Genomic DNA, 16805 nt, shown 5'->3' on the forward strand with positions numbered 1-16805 from the left:
CAACATGTCCAGCCGGTAGACCGGCGACATCGTCCTGCCCTTTCTCACCCTGAGCGAGAACACGATGCACGCATCCCCCTCCCCCGAGACCGTGTCCGAGGACTTCGTCTCCTCCGACCCGCAGTGGTACAAGCGCGCGGTCTTCTACGAGGTGCTGGTCCGTGGGTTCAAGGACTCCAACGGCGACGGCACGGGAGACCTCCGCGGTCTCATCGAGAAACTGGACTACCTCCAGTGGCTCGGCGTCGACTGCCTGTGGCTGCTGCCGCTGTACGAGTCGCCCCTGCGTGACGGCGGATACGACATCTCCGACTACATGAAGATCCTGCCGGAGTTCGGCGACCTGGCGGACTTCGTGAAGCTCATCGAGGAGGCCCACCAGCGGGGCCTGCGCATCATCACCGACCTGGTGATGAACCACACCAGCGACAAGCACCCGTGGTTCCAGGCGTCCCGCCACGACCCCGAGGGTCCCTACGGCGACTTCTACGTCTGGGCCGACGAGCCGACCGGCTACCCCGACGTCCCGATCATCTTCATCGGCGCCGAGGAGTCCAACTGGACCTACGACCCGGTCCGCAAGCAGTACTACTGGCACCGCTTCTTCTCCCACCAGCCGGACCTCAACTACGACAACCCGGCGGTCCAGGAGGCCATGCTGGAGGTGCTGCGGTTCTGGCTGGACCTCGGCATCGACGGCTTCCGCCTCGACGCGGTGCCGTACCTGTTCGAGCGTGAGGGCACGCCCTGCTCCGGCCTGCCGGAGACGCACGCCTACCTGAAGAAGGTCCGCGCCGAGGTGGACCGCCTCTACCCGGACCGGGTGCTGCTCGCCGAGGCCAACGGCTGGCCCGAGGACGTGGTCGAGTACTTCGGCGACCCCTCCACCGGCGGCGACGAGTGCCACATGGCGTTCCACTTCCCGCTGATGCCCCGCATCTTCATGGCCGTGCGGCGCGGCAGCCGCGAGCCGATCTCCGAGATCATGTCCCGGACGCCGAAGCTCCCGGAGAAGGCCCAGTGGGGCATCTTCCTTCGCAACCACGACGAGCTGACGCTTGAGACGGTCACCGAGGAAGAGCGCGACTACATGCACGCCGAGTACGCCAAGGACCCGCGCATGCGCGCCTACCTCGGCATCCGGCGCCGTCTCGCCCCGCTGCTGGAGAACGACCGCGACCAGATCGAGCTGTTCACCGCGCTGCTGCTGTCGCTGCCCGGCTCACCGGTCATGTACTACGGCGACGAGATCGGCATGGGCGACAACATCTGGCTGGAGGACCGCGACGCGGTCCGCACCCCGATGCAGTGGAGCCCCGACCGCAACGCCGGGTTCTCCCAGGCCGACCCGGGCCGGCTGTACCTGCCCACCGTCATGGACCCGATCTACGGCTACCAGGCGATCAACGTCGAGGCCCAGGAGCGCAACCCCGCGTCCCTGCTGCACTTCACCCGCAGGATGCTGGAGATCCGGCGCAACCACCCGGTCTTCGGCACGGGCGTCTACAACGAGCTGTGGTCCGGCAATCCGGCCGTGCTGTCCTTCATCCGCGAGGACGGCGACGACCTGATGCTGTGCGTCAACAACCTGTCGAAGTTCCCCCAGCCGGTCGAGCTGGACCTGCGCCGCTTCGAGGGCATGACGCCGGTCGAGGCCCGCGGCTCGGTGCCGTTCCCGCAGATCGGCACCCTCCCCTACCTGCTGACCCTGCCGTCCTACGGCTTCTACTGGTTCTCCCTCACCCGCCCGTAGACGGTCCCGCCCGCGAACCGGTGCGGTACGGCCCCGCCGTACCGCACCGGTTCGCGGCGTTCGGCGGGCCCGGGTCCCGGGCCCGGAGCGTGACCGGGGGCCGGCGCCGGCGGTGCCGGCCCGCGGCTATCGGGCCGTGACCGGGACCTGGGCGCGGGCGGCCTTCCTCGCCGGGATGAGCGCGACCAGCAGGGCCGCGCCGACCGCGACGGCCACCGCGACGGCCAGGGTCAGCGGCGAGGGGGCCCGGCCGATGCCCGCGCCGACGCCGCTGGTGTGGCCCTGAAGGTCCACCAGGCCCGCCACCACGGAGGTCCCGGCGGCGGCGCCGGCCACCACGCCCAGCACGACGAGCAGGCCGGTGCCGGTGACCAGCGTGGCGGCCACCTGCCGGGGGGTGAGGCCCATGGCCTTGAGCACCGCCAGGTCCAGCGCGTGGTCGCGCAGGCCCAGGGCGCTGGCGGTCAGCAGGTTCGCCAGGCCCAGCAGCGAGAGCACGGCGATCAGCGCGACGATCACCACGCGGATGACCGAGAGCCGCTCGGCCGGGTTGACCACCCGGGTCACCTCCAGCTTCTCGCCGGAGGCGTCCAGCAGCCGGGCCCGGACCGCCGCGGGGTCGGCTCCCGGCGCGAGCACCAGGCTGTAGAACTGCGGCGGCACCGCGTCCTTGGCCGCGAGGGTGTCCATCCCCAGGGAGAGCACCTCGCCGTCCTGGTCGGGCTCCACCACCCTGCCCACGATGTGCACGATCAGCGGCGTGCCGCCGACCGTCATCCGCACCCGGTCGCCGATCTTCACGCCCAGCAGGTCGAGCAGCCCCTGCCCGGCCAGCGCCTCGCCCCGGGCGGCGAACATCCGCCCCTCCGCCACCCGGAAGGGGTACGGCTCCGCCGAGGTGCCCAGCGCCCTGGCCAGCACGGTCCTGGTCTGCTCGGGCTCCAGCGCGGAGACCTCGGCGCCGGGGTAGACGGCCCGCACCTGCGGGTCGGCCGCGGCCAGCCGGGCGGCCTCGTCGGCGGGCAGCTTGTCGGGGTGGACGACCAGCGCCGCGGCCTGCCCGACCCGCTCGGGGTGGCGCAGGAAGTCGTCCAGGGTCGCCCAGCACCCCAGCCCGATGGTGATCATCATCATCGGGACGGCGAGGCCGAAGATGCTCAGCAGCGCGGGCGTCCGCCGGGTGAAGGCGTCGCGGGTGCCCAGGACGAGCGCCGGCGGCAGCCGTACCAGGAGGGCCAGCCGGGCCATCCGCGACAGGCGGCCGCGGGGCGGGGCGGCGGGCATCGCGGGCAGCGGCGGCGTGCGGCCCCCGCGCCAGGCGGGCAGGGCCGCGGCGACCACGACCACCGCGGCGGTGCCGAGGATGATCAGCAGCAGCGGCAGCGGCGACGGCGGCAGGAGCGGCATCCCGTCCAGCGCGAAGAAGGCGACGAGCTGCCCGCAGACCAGCCCGCAGGCGATGCCGAGCAGGCCGAGCGCGCCGTGCTCCACGGTCAGCAGGCCGAAGATCTGGCCCCGGGTGTAGCCCAGCGACTTGAGGGTGGCGATGTCCCGGGTCTGGGTGAGCACCCGGCCGCCCACCGCGTTGGCGACGGCCAGCGCGGCGGCGACCAGCCCGGTGGCGCCGAACAGGGCCAGCAGCAGGCCGAGCAGCCGGTTGTCCAGCTCCATGGCCGCGCGGATCTCACGCCAGGTGGACATGCGCTGGATCTGGTCGTCCAGCAGGGTGACCGCGCCGTGCACGGCCGGGAGGGTGTCCTCGCCGTCCACGAGCCGCAGGCCGGTGACCGACTCGCTGCGGCCGAGCGCGGGCTCGACCCTGGCGAGGGTGGAGGTGAGCGTCCAGGCCAGGCCGGGCGTCCACTCGGGGTAGAAGCCCTGGTCGGCGGTGTCTGCCAGGCCGACCACGGTCATCGGGTGCGAGGCGCCGTTGAGCGCGGTGACCGGGAAGGGGGCGCCGATCCGCAGGCCCAGCGCCTCGGCGAAGGACCGCTCGACGACCACGCCGTCGATGTCGCCGGGGCGCAGCCACCGCCCCTGCCGGACCAGCGGTGTGGCCACCGCCGGCGGCGTCGCCGCCATCCCGCGCAGCGCCACCGGTGACTTCTTGCCCTCCAGGGTGAGCGTCACCGGTGCGGTGCGGTACGGCCCGGCCACCTCGGCCACACCCGGCAGGCGGGACAGCGCGGTCACGTCGGGGGCGTCCCTGGTGTGGATCCACACGTGGGCGCCGCGGGACTCGGCGAACAGCCCCCGCCAGGGGTTGGTGCCGTCCTCCAGGAGGGTCACCGAGACGATCAGCGCCGTGACGATCCCCGCGACCGCGAGCACCGTCAGCAGCGCCTGGCCCCGGCGGGCCCTCAGGTCGGCGCGGATCCACCGGGCCGATGCCCTGGCCGTGCTCATGCCGGGGCCCCCGGGCGCGCGGGGGCGGTGCCGGTCCCGCGGCGCGCGGGGGCGACGTGGGTCCCGCGGCGCGCGGGCGGGCGGCCGGTCGTGCTCATCGGCGGCTAGCTCCTCAGCTCGACGACGTCGCCCGCGGAGGCGCGGGGGCGGCGCCGTACCGGGCCGACGGCCCCGTCGTCGACGATCTGGCCGTCGAGCAGCGAGACCACGCGGTCGGCCAGGCTGGCCACCCGGGCGTCGTGGGTGACCAGGATGATGGTCTGGCCGTCGCGGTGGACCTCGCCGAGCAGGCGCAGGACGTCGCGGGTGTTGCGGCTGTCGAGGTTGCCGGTGGGCTCGTCGGCCAGCAGCAGGCTCGGCCGGTTGGCCAGCGCGCGGGCCAGCGCGACCCGCTGCTGCTCGCCGCCGGCGAGCTGGGCGGGGGCGGCGTCGGCGCGGTCGGCCAGGCCGAGCTCGCCGAGGAGGTACTCCCGGCGCTCGCGGGCCTCGCGGGGGGAGGCTCCGGCCAGCAGCGCGGGCAGCTCGACGTTGTCGGCGACGGTCATGTTGGCGACCAGGTTGAAGAACTGGAAGACGAAACCGATCTTCCTGCGGCGCAGCAGCGCCCAGGCGCTCTCGCTCAGCGCGTCGACGCGCGAGCCGTCGAGCCAGATCTCGCCGCTGGTCCGGGCGTCCAGGCCGCCGAGCATGTGGACCAGGGTCGACTTGCCGGACCCGGACGGCCCCATGATCGCGACGAACTCCCCCGCCTCGACCTTCAGGTCCACCCCTCGTACGGCGGGCACCGGAACCCCGCCGTCCTGGTAGATCCTGACGAGGTTGACGGTGTTCACGATGGGGGGTGGACTCACGGGAGGTCCTCCTGACAGCGTTCGAGCCAGTCGAGGTCGGCCTGCAGGTGCAGCATGGCCCCCTCTATCAGCAGGAGCGCGACGCGATCCCCCCGGTCGGTCCGCTCGGCCAGTTCGTTGAGGTCGCGCATGAGCGCGAGGTAGTGGCGGCGCTGGCGGTTGATCAGCGCCGTCCGGTCCGCGATGCCGGTCATCGGGGCCAGCACGAGCTTCATGAAGAACTCGTCCCGGACCCTGGGGCCCTCGGTGGGCTCGTCGGCCCACGCGTCGAGGGCGTCCCGGCCCTTGGCGGTGAGATAGTACACCTTCTTGTTCGGCCGGTTGGACTGCTCGACGTCCACCGCCTTCACCAGGCCGTCCTTCTCCATCCGGCCCAGCGTCACGTAGATCTGCCCGATGTTCGGCGAGGGGTACGCCCGGCCGAAGATCTGCTCAAGCGCCTGTTTCAGCTCGTACCCGTGGGCAGGTTCCTTCGCGAGGAGCGCCAGCAGCGACAGCCTCACGCCCCACCTCCTCCAGGAGCTCGTTATCTGAGCGTTACGGCCTTATCCGTTGACGTCCACATTAACGCTGTGCATAACATGCATGCATCTACCTAACACGTATGTAACCGCACCGAAACGAGGTGGCAATCATGCGCAGACTGTTCCCGGTCGCGCTCGCCGCGCTGCTTGCGGCGGGATGCTCGGGGGCCGTCGCGCAGGAGACACCGGAACGGTCGAGCGGGACCGGTCCGATCACCTTCGTCACGGGACGGGACACCACCGGGTATCTCCAGCCGCTCCTGGACCGCTGGAACGAGGCCCATCCGGCCGAGCGCGTCACCCTTCTGGAGCTTCCGGAGGCGGCCGACGAGCAGCGCGCCCAGATGGTCGCCAACCTCCAGGCCAAGAGCGAACGATACGACGTCCTCGGCCTCGACGTGGTCTGGACGGCTGAGTTCGCCGACGCCGGCTGGATCGTGCCGCTCGACCGCGGCGCGTTCCCGCTGGGCCGGTTCCTGCCGCCGGTGGTCGACACCGCGCTCTACCGGGGCAAGCTCTGGGCGGTTCCTTACACCAGCAACGCCGGCCTGCTCTACTACCGCAAGGACCTGCTCGCCAAGCAGGGCTTCAAGCCGCCCACGACCTGGGCGGAGCTGCGGGAGCAGGCCAGGACCCTGCACGAGAGGTACGGCGTCGGCGGCTACGCCGGGCAGTTCCTCGCCTACGAGGGGCTGACCGTCAACTTCGCCGAGGCCGTGCAGTCGGCCGGCACCGACATCCTCAGCCCGGACGGCACGCGGGTCACCATGGACGCCGACCGGGCCAAGGCGGGCCTGGACTTCCTGACCGGCGGCGTCCGCGAGGGATGGATCCCGGCCGAGGCCCTCTCCTTCAAGGAGGAGGAGTCCCGGCTGGCGTTCCAGGAGGGCCGCCTGGCCTTCGCCAGGAACTGGCCCCACGCCTACGGCCCGGCCACCGCCTCGGCGGTCGGGAAGAAGTTCGGGGTGACCCGGCTGCCCGGCCTGAACGGTCCCGGCTCCAGCTCGCTGGGCGGGGTCAACCTCGCGGTCAGCGCCTACTCCAAGCGGCAGAAGTCGGCGGTGGAGTTCATCCGCTACTTCACCGGCCTGGAGAACCAGCGGCGGGTGCTCGCCGACGGCTCGTTCCCGCCCGTGTGGGCCGAGCTGTACGACGACCCCGGCCTGATCAAGCGCTTCCCCTACCTACCGGTTCTGAAGCAGAGCATCCTCTCCGCCCGCCCCAGACCGGCGAGCGCCAACTACAACCAGGTGAGCCTGGTGATCGCCAGCGCGGTCTCCAACGCCCTCACACATCCCCTGGAGGAGGACGACGGCGACATCGTCGCCTCCATCAAAGGCCAGCTCAGCGAGATCATACGGACTCAGTGACCGGGGGCGATCCCCCCGTCCGAGTCGTCATCCCCACTCTCGCTCCGCACGGCCCTCCCTCCTCCGCCACCCCCCTGGAAGGACCCGGCTCCCACGGGTCCTCCGCAAGCACAGGAGGTCTTCCCAGCATGCGCAAATCCGTCATCACCCTGACCACCGCGGGCCTCGCGCTCGCACTCGCCGCCTGCGGCGGCCAGAACGACGCCGCCTCCCCCTCCGCCGCCGCGAGCGACAGCGCGGCGGCCCCGGCGGCCAAGACCCTCGAGGGCGTGAAGGTCGAGGTCGCCGCCAAGTGGACGGGCGCCGAGCAGGCCAACTTCGAGCAGGTCCTCAAGGCGTTCGAGGCCAAGACCGGCGCCAAGGTCACCTACGCCTCCACCGGTGAGGACACCGGCGCCTACCTCGGCCCGCGCATCCAGGGCGGCAACCCGCCGGACATCGCGATCCTGCCCCAGCCGGGCCTGCTGCAGCAGTACGCCAAGGAGAACGCGCTCAAGGAGCTCTCCCCCGAGGTGCAGAAGCAGCTCGACGACAACTACACCCCGTACTGGAAGGAGCTGGGCTCCGCCGACGGCAAGACCTACGGTGTGCTGATGAAGGCGGCGCACAAGTCGTTGGTCTGGTACCGCGACCAGGCCTTCCAGGACGCCGGCGCGCAGCCGCCCACCACCTGGGACGAGTTCGTCAAGACCGCCCAGACGGTCGCCGACTCCGGCACCCCGCCGTTCGCCCTGTGCGGCGCCTCCGGCTGGACCCTGACCGACCTGTTCGAGAACGTCTACCTGTCCAGCGCGGGCCCGGAGAACTACACCAAGCTCTCCAAGCACGAGATCCCCTGGACCGACCCCTCGGTCACCACCGCGCTGGAGAAGATCGGCCAGCTCGTCGGCAAGAAGGAGTTCCTGCTCGGCGACACCTCCGGCGCCCTGCAGACCGACTTCCCCACCTGCGTCACCCAGGTCTACGGCCAGGACAAGGCGGCGATGGTCATCGAGGCCGACTTCGTCGGCACCACCGCCGAGGAGTCCAAGGCCAAGGTGGGCGAGGAGGCCAAGTACTTCCCGTTCCCCAAGGCCGGTGACACCGAGCCGGTCGTGCTGGGCGGCGACATCGCGGTGGTCATGAAGGAGTCCAAGGGCGCGATGGCGCTGATGGAGTTCCTCGCCTCCAAGGAGGGCGGCGAGGTCTGGGCCAAGCTTCCCGGCTACCTGTCGCCCAACCGCAACGTCTCGCCCGACAACTACCCCTCCGAGCTGACCAAGAAGCTCGCCGAGACGATCGTCTCGGCCGGTGAGGCCGTCCGCTACGACATGTCCGACCTGGCCCCCAGCGCCTTCGGCGGCACCGACGGCAAGGGCGAGTGGAAGCTCCTGCAGGACTTCGTCCGCGACCCCTCCAAGATCAAGGACATCCAGAAGCAGCTCGAGGCCGAGGCCAAGAAGGCCTGGAAGTAAGGGAGAGCGGCCGTGACCGAACGGTTGAACGGCCCGCGGGCCCCGCGCGGCGGCGGCGACGCCGCCCGCGGGTCCTCTCCCGGACCGGATGACGCACCCGGCTCCTCCGCCGGACCACGCGAGGAGCCCCCACCCCCGGCGGACGCCGGGACCACCTCCGGCGCCCCCGCCGGCACCGCCGCGGACCCCGGGGACACGGTCGCGGACACCCGCGACGCCGCCGGGACCGCCGGCGAGGCGGCCGAGGGCCCCGGCGCCGACGGCGAGGTCCACCCCGCCCTCGCCGACGTGACCCCCGCCACCTCCGACGACCCCGCCGAGCGGATGACCCCGGCCGTCGAGCCGGAGATCGCCACCGCCGGGGCGGCCGCCCCCGGAGCGGCCGCTCCCGCAGCGGGGCGCGGCCCCTCCCGGCTGGGGCCGTCGCCGACGCTGGCGATCCTGTTCCTCCTGCCGGGCGTGGTGCTGCTCGGCGCGATGGTGATCTACCCGATCATCTACTCGATCTTCCGCAGCCTCTACGACAGCACGGGGAACGCCTTCGTCGGGCTGGACAACTACGGGGCGATCTTCTCCGACTCCGGCACCCTCACCACGATCAGGAACAACCTGATCTGGGTCGTGGTGGCCCCCGCCATCGTGACCGTGGTCGGCCTGATCTTCGCGGTGCTGACCGAGCGGATCCGCTGGGCGACCGCGTTCAAGCTGATCGTCTTCATGCCGATGGCCGTCTCCCTGATGGCCTCCGGCGTCATCTTCCGGCTCGTGTACGAGCAGGCTCCCGACCGGGGCGTGGCGAACGCCGTCATCACCTCGGTCCAGGGCGTCTTCGGCGGCCACACCGGCTTCCCCGACGCCCGGCCCCGGGAGAACGACCAGGCGCCCATCGCCGCCCAGCAGGGCGCGGTGGTGACCAGGCAGCCCGCGCAGCCCGGCAAGGCCGTACTGGTCCCGCTGGTGGGCGTGAAGCCCGCCGACCTCGCCACGGCCTCCACGGCCAAGGCGGCTCCGCAGGCCGGACCCGGCGAGCTGGCCGGCACCGTCTGGGTGGACTTCACCCAGGGCGGCGGCGGGCGGATCAACGAGGTCGACCCCACCGAGAAGGCCCTTTCGGGACTGACGGTCGAGGCGGTGCAGAACGGCGCCGTCAAGGCCACCGGCACCACCGGCGCCGACGGCACCTTCCGCCTCACCGGCCTGGCCCCGGGCGACTACGTCGTACGGCTGCCGCAGTCGAACTTCGAGGCGGCCTTCGGCGGGGTCTCCTGGCTCGGCCCGACGCTGATCACCCCGGCCATCATCGGGGCCTTCATCTGGGTGTGGGCCGGGTTCTCCATGGTGCTGATCGCGGCGGGCCTGTCGGCCATCCCGCGTGACGCCCTGGAGGCGGCCCGCATCGACGGCGCCACGGAGTGGCAGGTGTTCCGCAAGATCACCGTGCCGCTGCTGTCGCCGGTGCTGCTCGTCGTGTTCGTCACGATGATCATCAACACCCTGAAGGTCTTCGACCTGGTATTCGTCATCGCGCCGGGATCGGTGCAGCCGCAGGCCAACGTGATCGCGCTGGAGATGTGGCGGGTCGCCTTCGGCGGCGGCAACAACCAGGGCCTGGGCAGCGCGCTGGCCATCTTCCTGCTGATCCTCGTCCTGCCGTTCATGGTCATCAACATCCGCCGGTTCAGGAGGGACAACCAGTGACAACCTCCACCATCGCCGGAGCCCCGCGGCGCGGCGCCCTGGGCCGGGTCGCGGACCGGATCGGCGGCGGCGTGATCCAGGCCCTCATGGTCCTGATCGGCGTCTTCTGGCTGGTCCCCACCCTCGGCCTGTTCGTGGTCTCGATCCGCGACGAGGCGGCCAACAACTCCACCGGCTGGTGGACCGCGTTCACCAAGCCGGCCGAGTTCACCCTGAAGAGCTACGGCGACCTGCTGGCCACCGGGTTCACCTCGTCGTTCTGGAACACCGTGGCCATCACGGTGCCCGCCACGGTCCTGGTGATCGGCATCGCGGCCATGGCGGCCTACGCGTTCGCCTGGATGGACTTCCCCGGCCGGGACCCGCTGTTCCTCGTGGTCGTCGGCCTGCTGGTGGTGCCGATCCAGATCGCGCTGATCCCGATCGCGAAGCTCTACGGCACGCTCGGCATCTTCGGCTCCATCGTCGGCGTGGTGCTCTTCCACGTCGCGTTCGGGCTCCCCTTCGCCATCTTCCTGCTCCGCAACTTCTTCGTGGGCATCCCCGGCTCCCTGCTGGAGGCCGCGCGGATGGACGGCGCGAGTGAGTGGCGCATCTTCTCGACCGTGGTGTTCCCGCTGGCCAAGCCCGCGATCGCGTCGCTGGGGATCTTCCAGTTCCTCTGGGTCTGGAACGACCTGCTCGTCGCGCTGGTGTTCGCCGACTCCGACAACCAGCCGATGACCAAGGCCCTGCAGTCGCAGATGCGGCAGTTCGGAACGAACATCGACATCCTGGCGCCGGGCGCCTTCCTCTCCCTGATCATCCCGCTGGTGCTCTTCTTCGCCTTCCAGCGGTACTTCGTTCAGGGGATGATGGCCGGCTCGGTGAAGTAAGGGGGCAGGTCCGGTACGGCTTGCCCGGTTTTCCCGAGCGAGCCGTACCGGACCTCAAAGGTCGATAGGGTTTCCCCATGTCCGCACGCCCTTTGAACGAAGTCGTGGAAGCCGGGTGGGCCAAGGCCCTGGAGCCGGTCGCCGGCAAGATCGCCGAGATGGGCGACTTCCTCCGGAAGGAGGTCGCCGAGGGCAGGCAGTACCTCCCCGCCGGCCCCAATGTGCTCCGCGCCTTCCAGCAGCCCTTCGACGAGGTGAAGGTGCTGATCGTCGGCCAGGATCCCTACCCCACGCCGGGCCACCCGATCGGCCTGAGCTTCTCCGTGGCCGCCGACGTGCGCCCGATCCCGGCCAGCCTGCGCAACATCTACAAGGAGCTGACCGAGGACCTCGGGCTGCCCATGCCGGGCAACGGCGATCTGACCCCCTGGGCCGAGCACGGCGTGCTGCTGCTCAACAGGGTCCTCACCGTCATGCCGGGCAAGCCGGCCTCCCACCGGGGCAAGGGCTGGGAGGAGGTCACCGAGCAGGCCATCAAGGCGCTCGCCGAGCGCGGCAAGCCGCTGGTGGCGATCCTGTGGGGGCGTGACGCCCGCAACCTGCGGCCGATGCTGCACCCCTACCCGGCCGTCGAGTCGGCCCACCCGAGCCCGCTGTCGGCCCGCAACGGCTTCTTCGGGTCCCGCCCGTTCAGCCGCGCCAACCACCTGCTGGAGCAGCAGGGCGCCGACCCGGTCGACTGGCGGCTCCCGTAGGTTCCCTTCCGCGGATCCCCGCCCGGCCGGCCACGGCAGGCGGGATGATCCACAGGCGTCCCAGGTCGGTCCGGCCCGCCGGGGGCACTAAGATTTACCACCATGAGTGATGAATCGGGCACCGAACGCTATCTTCGCCTCACAGTCGAACTGACCGTGGAGGTGACCGACCTGGGCGCGCTCCAGGCCGCCGCGCTGAAAGAGATCAACCACCCCGAGGCCGACCTCGACGACGCCGAGCGCCGGGAGCAGGCGGAGATGGTCTCCGCCGACGACAGCGGGGCGACCTCGCTGCAGTGGCTCATCGAGCCGGACCACGTGCTCGGCCTGATCGAGCACATCGAGTCGATCGAGCCCCGCGAGGCCGTGCTGGGCGTCGAGCCCTCCGAGGGCCCCGCGGAGGAGGACGAGCACGACGGGCATGACGGGCACGACCACCACCACTAGCGCCGCCGGGCTCCGCTCCGTGGACCGTCCCGCCCGCCGTGGCCGCCGGACCCCCGCTCACGGCGGGGGCCCGCGGAACGGCACCCGGACACCGCGAGATGATCCGCGGGACCGGACCTAGCCGGGACCGCCGGTCCCGAAGCCGTCCCCGAAGGCCCAGAGCTGGCCCTCCAGATCGAAGGCCAGGTAGGCCCTGGCGCCGTCGGGGGTGGCTTCGATCTCCGTGACGATCTCCGCGCCCCGGTCCGCCGCCCGCTCGTAGTGGGCGTCGAGGTCGTCCACCACGACGAACACCCCCTGGCTGACCGCGGGCAGGTCCAGGGCGCTGCGCAGGTACGGCTCGCCGTCGCGGACCGGGGCCAGCACGACCACCGCGTCCCCGAGGGCGAGCCGGACGCACGCGGAGTCCCCGCCGCCGGGCGGGGCGGCCAGCGGGTGGAACCCGAAGACCTCACCCAGCCACGCCACGGCCGCCGGGGCGTCCTCGTAGCGAAGGAACGGGACCACGCGGGGCGTCGACATGCCGGCCTCCATCGAGCCGCTCGGGACGTGCGCTGCCTTCACGCCGAGCTTGTCACCGCCGGGCCGCCCCGTCAGCCCCATCGGCCCGCCTGCCCCATCGGCTGGTCCGGCATCCGGCCGATCGGGGCGCCGGGCCGTCCGCTCCGGCGTACGGGGAGCCGGGCCGTCCGCGCCCGGCCGGCTGGACGCCAGGGCGCCGGGCCCGCCGACCCGGTGGTCAGCCGGTCAGGATCTCCTCACGACGCCCGAGGAGCGCGTCGCACTCGCCCGCCAGCTCCGCGCGGCGGGAGGCCAGGCCGCTCACCGTGCCGCCGACCCAGCGCCCGACCTCCGCGACGGCCTCGCCGGTGCGGGCGATCCGCCGATGCTTGAGCGCGTCGAAGACGATGTTGTCGAAGAACATGTCGGCGAACCACCGGGTGTCGATCTGCGGGAGCCGCGGATCGGCGTGGACGCCGACGTCGGCCAGCTCGCGGGCGAAGGCGTCCAGCGCGCGCTGAGCCTGCCAGGCCGCCTGGTCGGCGTCGCGCAGGTGACCGTTCTCGATCATGTCGGCCAGCATGCCGCCGCCCAGCACGTCCCAGGTGGAGGCGCCGCGGGCGCCGCCGAGGCAGCGCAGGACCCGCTCCACCGCCTGACCGGCGACGGTCCCGGCCAGGTGGGCCTCCTCGTGCTCGCGCAGGTCGGCCCGGACGTCGGCGAGCCGCCGGGCGAGGGCGGCGAGCTCCCGGCCGCGCGGGTCGGCCGACCCGGTCAGCAGCCGCTCCTTGCGTTCGAGCAGGGCGGTGAACTCCTCGCGGGCCGAGCCGGTCCCGGCCAGGCCCCGCTCCACCTCCGCCCGGTCGGCCTCCAGCCACCGCAGGCGGGTGCGCTGCCCTTCGAGGCGCTGCCGTACGGCCTGGGCCTCGGCGCGCTCCCTGGCGAGCCTCTCCTCCTTGGAACCGGTCAGACCGGCCAGGAACGCCGCGAACCCGCCGCCCTCCAGCCGGGACACGTCGCGCTCCTCCTCGGCGAGCCGCGCCTCCAGCTCGCCGATCAGCTCACCGACCTCGTCGAGCTGGGAGGTCACCACCTGCCGCTGGCGGGTCAGTCGTTCCAGGAGCCGCACCCGCTCACGGGCCGCGCGCAGGTCGTCGTCGATGCCGTCGAAGGAGTCCACACCTCTGCGACGCCCGATGGCGGGAAATAGTTCCGCCGGGTTCCGCCTGATTCCGCCCTGCTCGGGCCGATGGAACCGAGCACGGCGGGTCACCGCGCCTGCCCCGGCGACCCCGGCGGCCGGTCAGTCCGGGGACGCCAGGGGCGACGGATAGCCGCGCACCCCCGACGGCAGGCGCCAGGGCTCGTGGAGCGCCCTCGGCGGGACGTCCCGGAGCTCGGGAACGTAGCGGCGGACGTACTCCCCGTCCGGGTCGAACCGCCGGGCCTGCCGTACCGGGTTGACGGTCCGGTTGGGCCGGGTGTCGTTGCCGGTCCCGGCGACCCACTGCCAGTTGCCGTAGTTGTTCGCCACGTCGCCGTCGAGCAGGAGGTCGAAGAAGTGGTCGGCGCCCGCCCGCCAGTCGATCCGCAGCCGTTTGACCAGGAACCACGAGGTCAGCATCCGGGCGCGGTTGTGCATCCAGCCCTCCGCCAGGAGCTGCCGCATCCCAGCGTCCACGATCGGCAGCCCGGTCCGGCCCTCCTTCCACGCCTGGAAGGCGTCGGCGTCGTCGTTCCAGGTCAGCCCGCGCGGCCGGTAGTCGGTGCGGTTGATGGCCGGGAAGGCCATCGTCACCTGGTAGAAGAAGTCGCGCCAGCAGAGCTGCCTCACGAAGTCGTCGCCGTCCTCGGCCAGCGACTCCAGCTCCAGGGGTGACAGGCAGCCGAAACGCAGGTAGGGGCTGAACTTGGAGGTGCGGTTGCCCGCGAGGTCGTCGTGGCCGGCGGCGTAGTCGGTCACGCAGTACTTCAGCCACTGCCGCATGCGCCGGCGCGCCACCGTCTCGCCGCCCCGGAACAGCTCGTGCGGCCGGTGCGACCGGCCGGGCGGCGGGGCGCCGGGGTCCAGCCCCTCGGGCAGGGTCACCCTGGCCGGGGCGGGAAGCACCCCGCGGCGGGGATGGGCCTGCCAGGCCCGCCAGTAGGGGGTGAAGACCCGGTAGTGGTCCCCTTTCCCGGAGGGGGTGACCGCGCCGGGCGGCACGATCGTCACCCCGGGGAAGGCCCGGAACTCCATCCGGTGCCGCTCGCACTCCCCGGCCAGGCGGCGTTCCCTGCGCCGCGCGAGGGCGCTGACGTCGGCGCTGACGTGGACGGCCTCGACGGTCCCCGCGCCGGACCCGTCGCCGCCTCCGCCGCCGGCGATCTCATGGGCCAGCCGTACGGTCTCGGCCACCGCGTCGCCCCGGCGGATGACGAGGTCGCCGCCCCGTTCCCGGAGCGACAGGCGCAGGTCGGCGAGGGTCTCCGCCAGGAACCCGGACCGGCGGCCGGCGGGCACGGAGGGGTCCAGCACGAAGAGGGGGACGACCCGGCGGGCCCGCGCGCACGCGGCGGCGAGCGCCGGGTGGTCGTGCACCCTCAGGTCGCGGTTGAGCAAGACGATGACGGTGTCCATCGAAGGTGACTTCGCGTGACCGTCCGGGAGCGGTTGCATCCGCCCCGCGGGTCTCCCCGCCTCCGCTCCGGGCGTCTCCGCTCCGGGCGTCTCCGCGGGTCTCCCCTCCTCCGCCGCGCCCACCCGCGTGGATCCGCTCCGGAGCGTCCTGCATCCGCCCAGGTGGGCCGTACGAAGGAGTATGCGTGGAGGGACGCCCCGGACCGGGGGCGTCACTCTCCTGGCAAGCTGGTGCAGGACGACGACCGAGGAGGGATCGGGGTGGCGACGAGAATGGACGAGGCGGGCCGGGCGGTCTCCGAGGACGTGCCGGCTCCCGGGGACGAACCGGGTTACGGCATCGGCGCGGTCGCGCGCCGGCTCGGCGTTCCGGCGCCCACGCTGCGCACCTGGAACCTCCGGTACGGGATCGGGCCCAGCCACCGCAGCCCCGGCGGGCACCGCCGCTACGACACCGCCGACCTGCGGCGCCTTGAGGAGATGAACCGCCTCATCAAGCTCGGCGTCCCGGCGGCCGACGCGGCGCGGGAGGTCCTCAGGCCGGGCGCCGCCCGGTGGGAGGTCCCCTCGGAACGGCTGCTGCGCCCTGACCCAGGGCTGGGCGCCGCCGTCCCCGTCACCCAGGGCGACCTCGCCCGGGGGCGGATCGCCCCGGTCATGCCGGACGCGCCGGGGGCGGGGGCGCAGGTCCCGACCGTGGCGATGCTGGCACGGGCCGCGGTGGCGCTGGACAGCCAGACCGTGGCCGAGTGGATCGGCGCCGCGCTGGAGCGGCACGGGGTGGTGTGGACCTGGGAGGGGCTGGTGCTCCCGGTCTTCGAGACGATCTGCCGCCGCCAGGCCGAGACCGGCGCGAGCGTGGAGATCGAGCACCTGTTCTCCGACCGGGTGCTGGCCGCGCTGACCCGGCTCGTCCGACGTCCCGACCGGCCGGTCAACGACCGCCCGGTACTGCTGGCCTGCGCCGCCGAGGAGCAGCACAGCCTGCCGGTCTACGCCCTGGCGGCGGAGCTGGCCACCGTGCACCGCCTGGAGACCCGGGTGCTGGGGGCCCGGACCCCGTATCCGGCCCTGGCCGACGCGATGCGCCGCCTGAGCCCGGGGGTGGTCTTCGTCTGGTCGCAGCGGTCCGAGACCGGTGACCCGGCGCCGCTGGGCTCACTGCCCGCGCTGCGCCCGGCGAGCCGGATCGTCGCGGGCGGCCCGGGGTGGGGCGACGGCCTGCCGCCGTCGGTGACCTTCGTCACCTCGTTCCAGGAGGCCGTCACCCGGATCCGCGAGGCGATCCGCTGATCTCGTTCCAGGAGCCCGTAGAAGTCCAGGAGCCCGTAGAAGTCCGGGAGGCGCAGAAGGCCTTCACCCGGATCCGCGAGGCGATCCGCTGATCCCCGGCTCACCGGCTCCGGCCCGCTGACACCCGTCCGGCGGCTCCGGCCGCCGGCCCGCCCGTTTCCCGGCCGCCGTTCCGTCCGCGGGTCCCGACTCGGCGGCCGTCTCTCCGCGGGGCCGGAGAACCGCCTCCCTGCCGTCGTTTCCGGCTGCCCGTCGCCC

The 16805-nt window shown here is 72.5% G+C and carries 14 protein-coding genes; 8 read left to right on the forward strand and 6 right to left on the reverse strand.

The genetic code is table 11. The annotated features are described in order from the left end of the window. Positions 1-64: 64 nt before the first annotated feature. A complete protein-coding gene (treS, locus tag ACZ6W9_RS18535) occupies positions 65-1753 on the forward strand; it encodes a maltose alpha-D-glucosyltransferase (RefSeq protein ID WP_389964558.1) in 1689 nt (562 codons plus the stop codon). A 126-nt stretch (positions 1754-1879) separates the two neighbouring features. Here treS and ACZ6W9_RS18540 read toward each other — a convergent pair whose 3' ends face one another. From ACZ6W9_RS18540 to ACZ6W9_RS18550, 3 genes are all read right to left on the reverse strand, one after another. After that, positions 1880-4159 (reverse strand): FtsX-like permease family protein, encoded by a 2280-nt coding sequence (locus tag ACZ6W9_RS18540; RefSeq protein ID WP_389964555.1) that lies wholly within the window; start codon positions 4157-4159, stop codon positions 1880-1882. Positions 4160-4263: 104 nt separating this feature from the next. After that, on the reverse strand, positions 4264-5010 hold the full coding sequence (locus tag ACZ6W9_RS18545) for an ABC transporter ATP-binding protein (protein WP_362930378.1): 747 nt from the start codon (positions 5008-5010) through the stop codon (positions 4264-4266). Further along, the gene (locus tag ACZ6W9_RS18550) at positions 5007-5513 is read right to left on the reverse strand and encodes a PadR family transcriptional regulator (protein ID WP_362930377.1); all 507 of its coding nucleotides are present in this window, start codon (positions 5511-5513) and stop codon (positions 5007-5009) included. The genes ACZ6W9_RS18545 and ACZ6W9_RS18550 overlap by 4 nt, the downstream gene beginning before the upstream one ends. Before the next feature lie 131 nt (positions 5514-5644). Here ACZ6W9_RS18550 and ACZ6W9_RS18555 point away from each other — a divergent pair, with 131 nt between their 5' ends. The 6 genes from ACZ6W9_RS18555 to ACZ6W9_RS18580 all read left to right on the forward strand — a co-directional run bounded on the left by ACZ6W9_RS18555 (position 5645) and on the right by ACZ6W9_RS18580 (position 12133). Further along, complete coding sequence (locus ACZ6W9_RS18555) at positions 5645-6904, forward strand: ABC transporter substrate-binding protein (RefSeq protein ID WP_389964550.1); 1260 nt, start codon at positions 5645-5647, stop codon at positions 6902-6904. A gap of 128 nt (positions 6905-7032) precedes the next feature. Next, positions 7033-8358: an ABC transporter substrate-binding protein gene (locus ACZ6W9_RS18560; RefSeq protein ID WP_389964547.1), complete on the forward strand. Its 1326-nt coding sequence runs from the start codon at positions 7033-7035 to the stop codon at positions 8356-8358. A 12-nt stretch (positions 8359-8370) separates the two neighbouring features. Then, positions 8371-10056 carry an ABC transporter permease subunit gene (locus ACZ6W9_RS18565; RefSeq protein ID WP_389964544.1) on the forward strand — a complete coding sequence of 562 codons (1686 nt, stop codon included), beginning with the start codon at positions 8371-8373 and terminating at the stop codon, positions 10054-10056. Beyond that, the gene (locus tag ACZ6W9_RS18570; protein ID WP_362930369.1) at positions 10053-10931 is read left to right on the forward strand and encodes a carbohydrate ABC transporter permease; all 879 of its coding nucleotides are present in this window, start codon (positions 10053-10055) and stop codon (positions 10929-10931) included. Before ACZ6W9_RS18565 ends, ACZ6W9_RS18570 begins: the two co-directional genes overlap by 4 nt. 77 nt (positions 10932-11008) lie before the next feature. Continuing rightward, complete coding sequence (locus ACZ6W9_RS18575; protein ID WP_362930367.1) at positions 11009-11686, forward strand: uracil-DNA glycosylase; 678 nt, start codon at positions 11009-11011, stop codon at positions 11684-11686. Between the two features lie 102 nt (positions 11687-11788). Further along, a complete protein-coding gene (locus tag ACZ6W9_RS18580; protein ID WP_389964540.1) occupies positions 11789-12133 on the forward strand; it encodes a hypothetical protein in 345 nt (114 codons plus the stop codon). A gap of 117 nt (positions 12134-12250) precedes the next feature. Here the strand turns inward: ACZ6W9_RS18580 and ACZ6W9_RS18585 are convergent, their stop codons facing one another. The 3 genes from ACZ6W9_RS18585 to ACZ6W9_RS18595 form a co-directional block, all read right to left on the reverse strand. Then, the gene (locus ACZ6W9_RS18585; RefSeq protein WP_389964537.1) at positions 12251-12655 is read right to left on the reverse strand and encodes a VOC family protein; all 405 of its coding nucleotides are present in this window, start codon (positions 12653-12655) and stop codon (positions 12251-12253) included. A 217-nt stretch (positions 12656-12872) separates the two neighbouring features. Then, positions 12873-13814 carry a hypothetical protein gene (locus tag ACZ6W9_RS18590; RefSeq protein WP_389964534.1) on the reverse strand — a complete coding sequence of 314 codons (942 nt, stop codon included), beginning with the start codon at positions 13812-13814 and terminating at the stop codon, positions 12873-12875. A 123-nt stretch (positions 13815-13937) separates the two neighbouring features. Next, positions 13938-15254: a cryptochrome/photolyase family protein gene (locus ACZ6W9_RS18595; RefSeq protein WP_389964531.1), complete on the reverse strand. Its 1317-nt coding sequence runs from the start codon at positions 15252-15254 to the stop codon at positions 13938-13940. Between the two features lie 261 nt (positions 15255-15515). Here ACZ6W9_RS18595 and ACZ6W9_RS18600 point away from each other — a divergent pair, with 261 nt between their 5' ends. Next, a complete protein-coding gene (locus ACZ6W9_RS18600) occupies positions 15516-16547 on the forward strand; it encodes a MerR family transcriptional regulator (RefSeq protein WP_470118760.1) in 1032 nt (343 codons plus the stop codon). Positions 16548-16805 lie beyond the last annotated feature (258 nt).

Source organism: Streptosporangium sp. NPDC053982 (assembly GCF_055585205.1).

Excerpts from the sequence above, each read along its gene's own strand:
- ACZ6W9_RS18580 (WP_389964540.1), top strand. The coding sequence starts at position 11,789 with ATGAGTGATGAATCGGGCACCGAACGCTATCTTCGCCTCACAGTCGAA.
- ACZ6W9_RS18540 (WP_389964555.1), bottom strand. The coding sequence starts at position 4,159 with ATGAGCACGGCCAGGGCATCGGCCCGGTGGATCCGCGCCGACCTGAGG.
- ACZ6W9_RS18595 (WP_389964531.1), bottom strand. The coding sequence starts at position 15,254 with ATGGACACCGTCATCGTCTTGCTCAACCGCGACCTGAGGGTGCACGAC.
- treS (WP_389964558.1), top strand. The coding sequence starts at position 65 with ATGCACGCATCCCCCTCCCCCGAGACCGTGTCCGAGGACTTCGTCTCC.
- ACZ6W9_RS18585 (WP_389964537.1), bottom strand. The coding sequence starts at position 12,655 with ATGTCGACGCCCCGCGTGGTCCCGTTCCTTCGCTACGAGGACGCCCCG.
- ACZ6W9_RS18555 (WP_389964550.1), top strand. The coding sequence starts at position 5,645 with ATGCGCAGACTGTTCCCGGTCGCGCTCGCCGCGCTGCTTGCGGCGGGA.
- ACZ6W9_RS18560 (WP_389964547.1), top strand. The coding sequence starts at position 7,033 with ATGCGCAAATCCGTCATCACCCTGACCACCGCGGGCCTCGCGCTCGCA.
- ACZ6W9_RS18575 (WP_362930367.1), top strand. The coding sequence starts at position 11,009 with ATGTCCGCACGCCCTTTGAACGAAGTCGTGGAAGCCGGGTGGGCCAAG.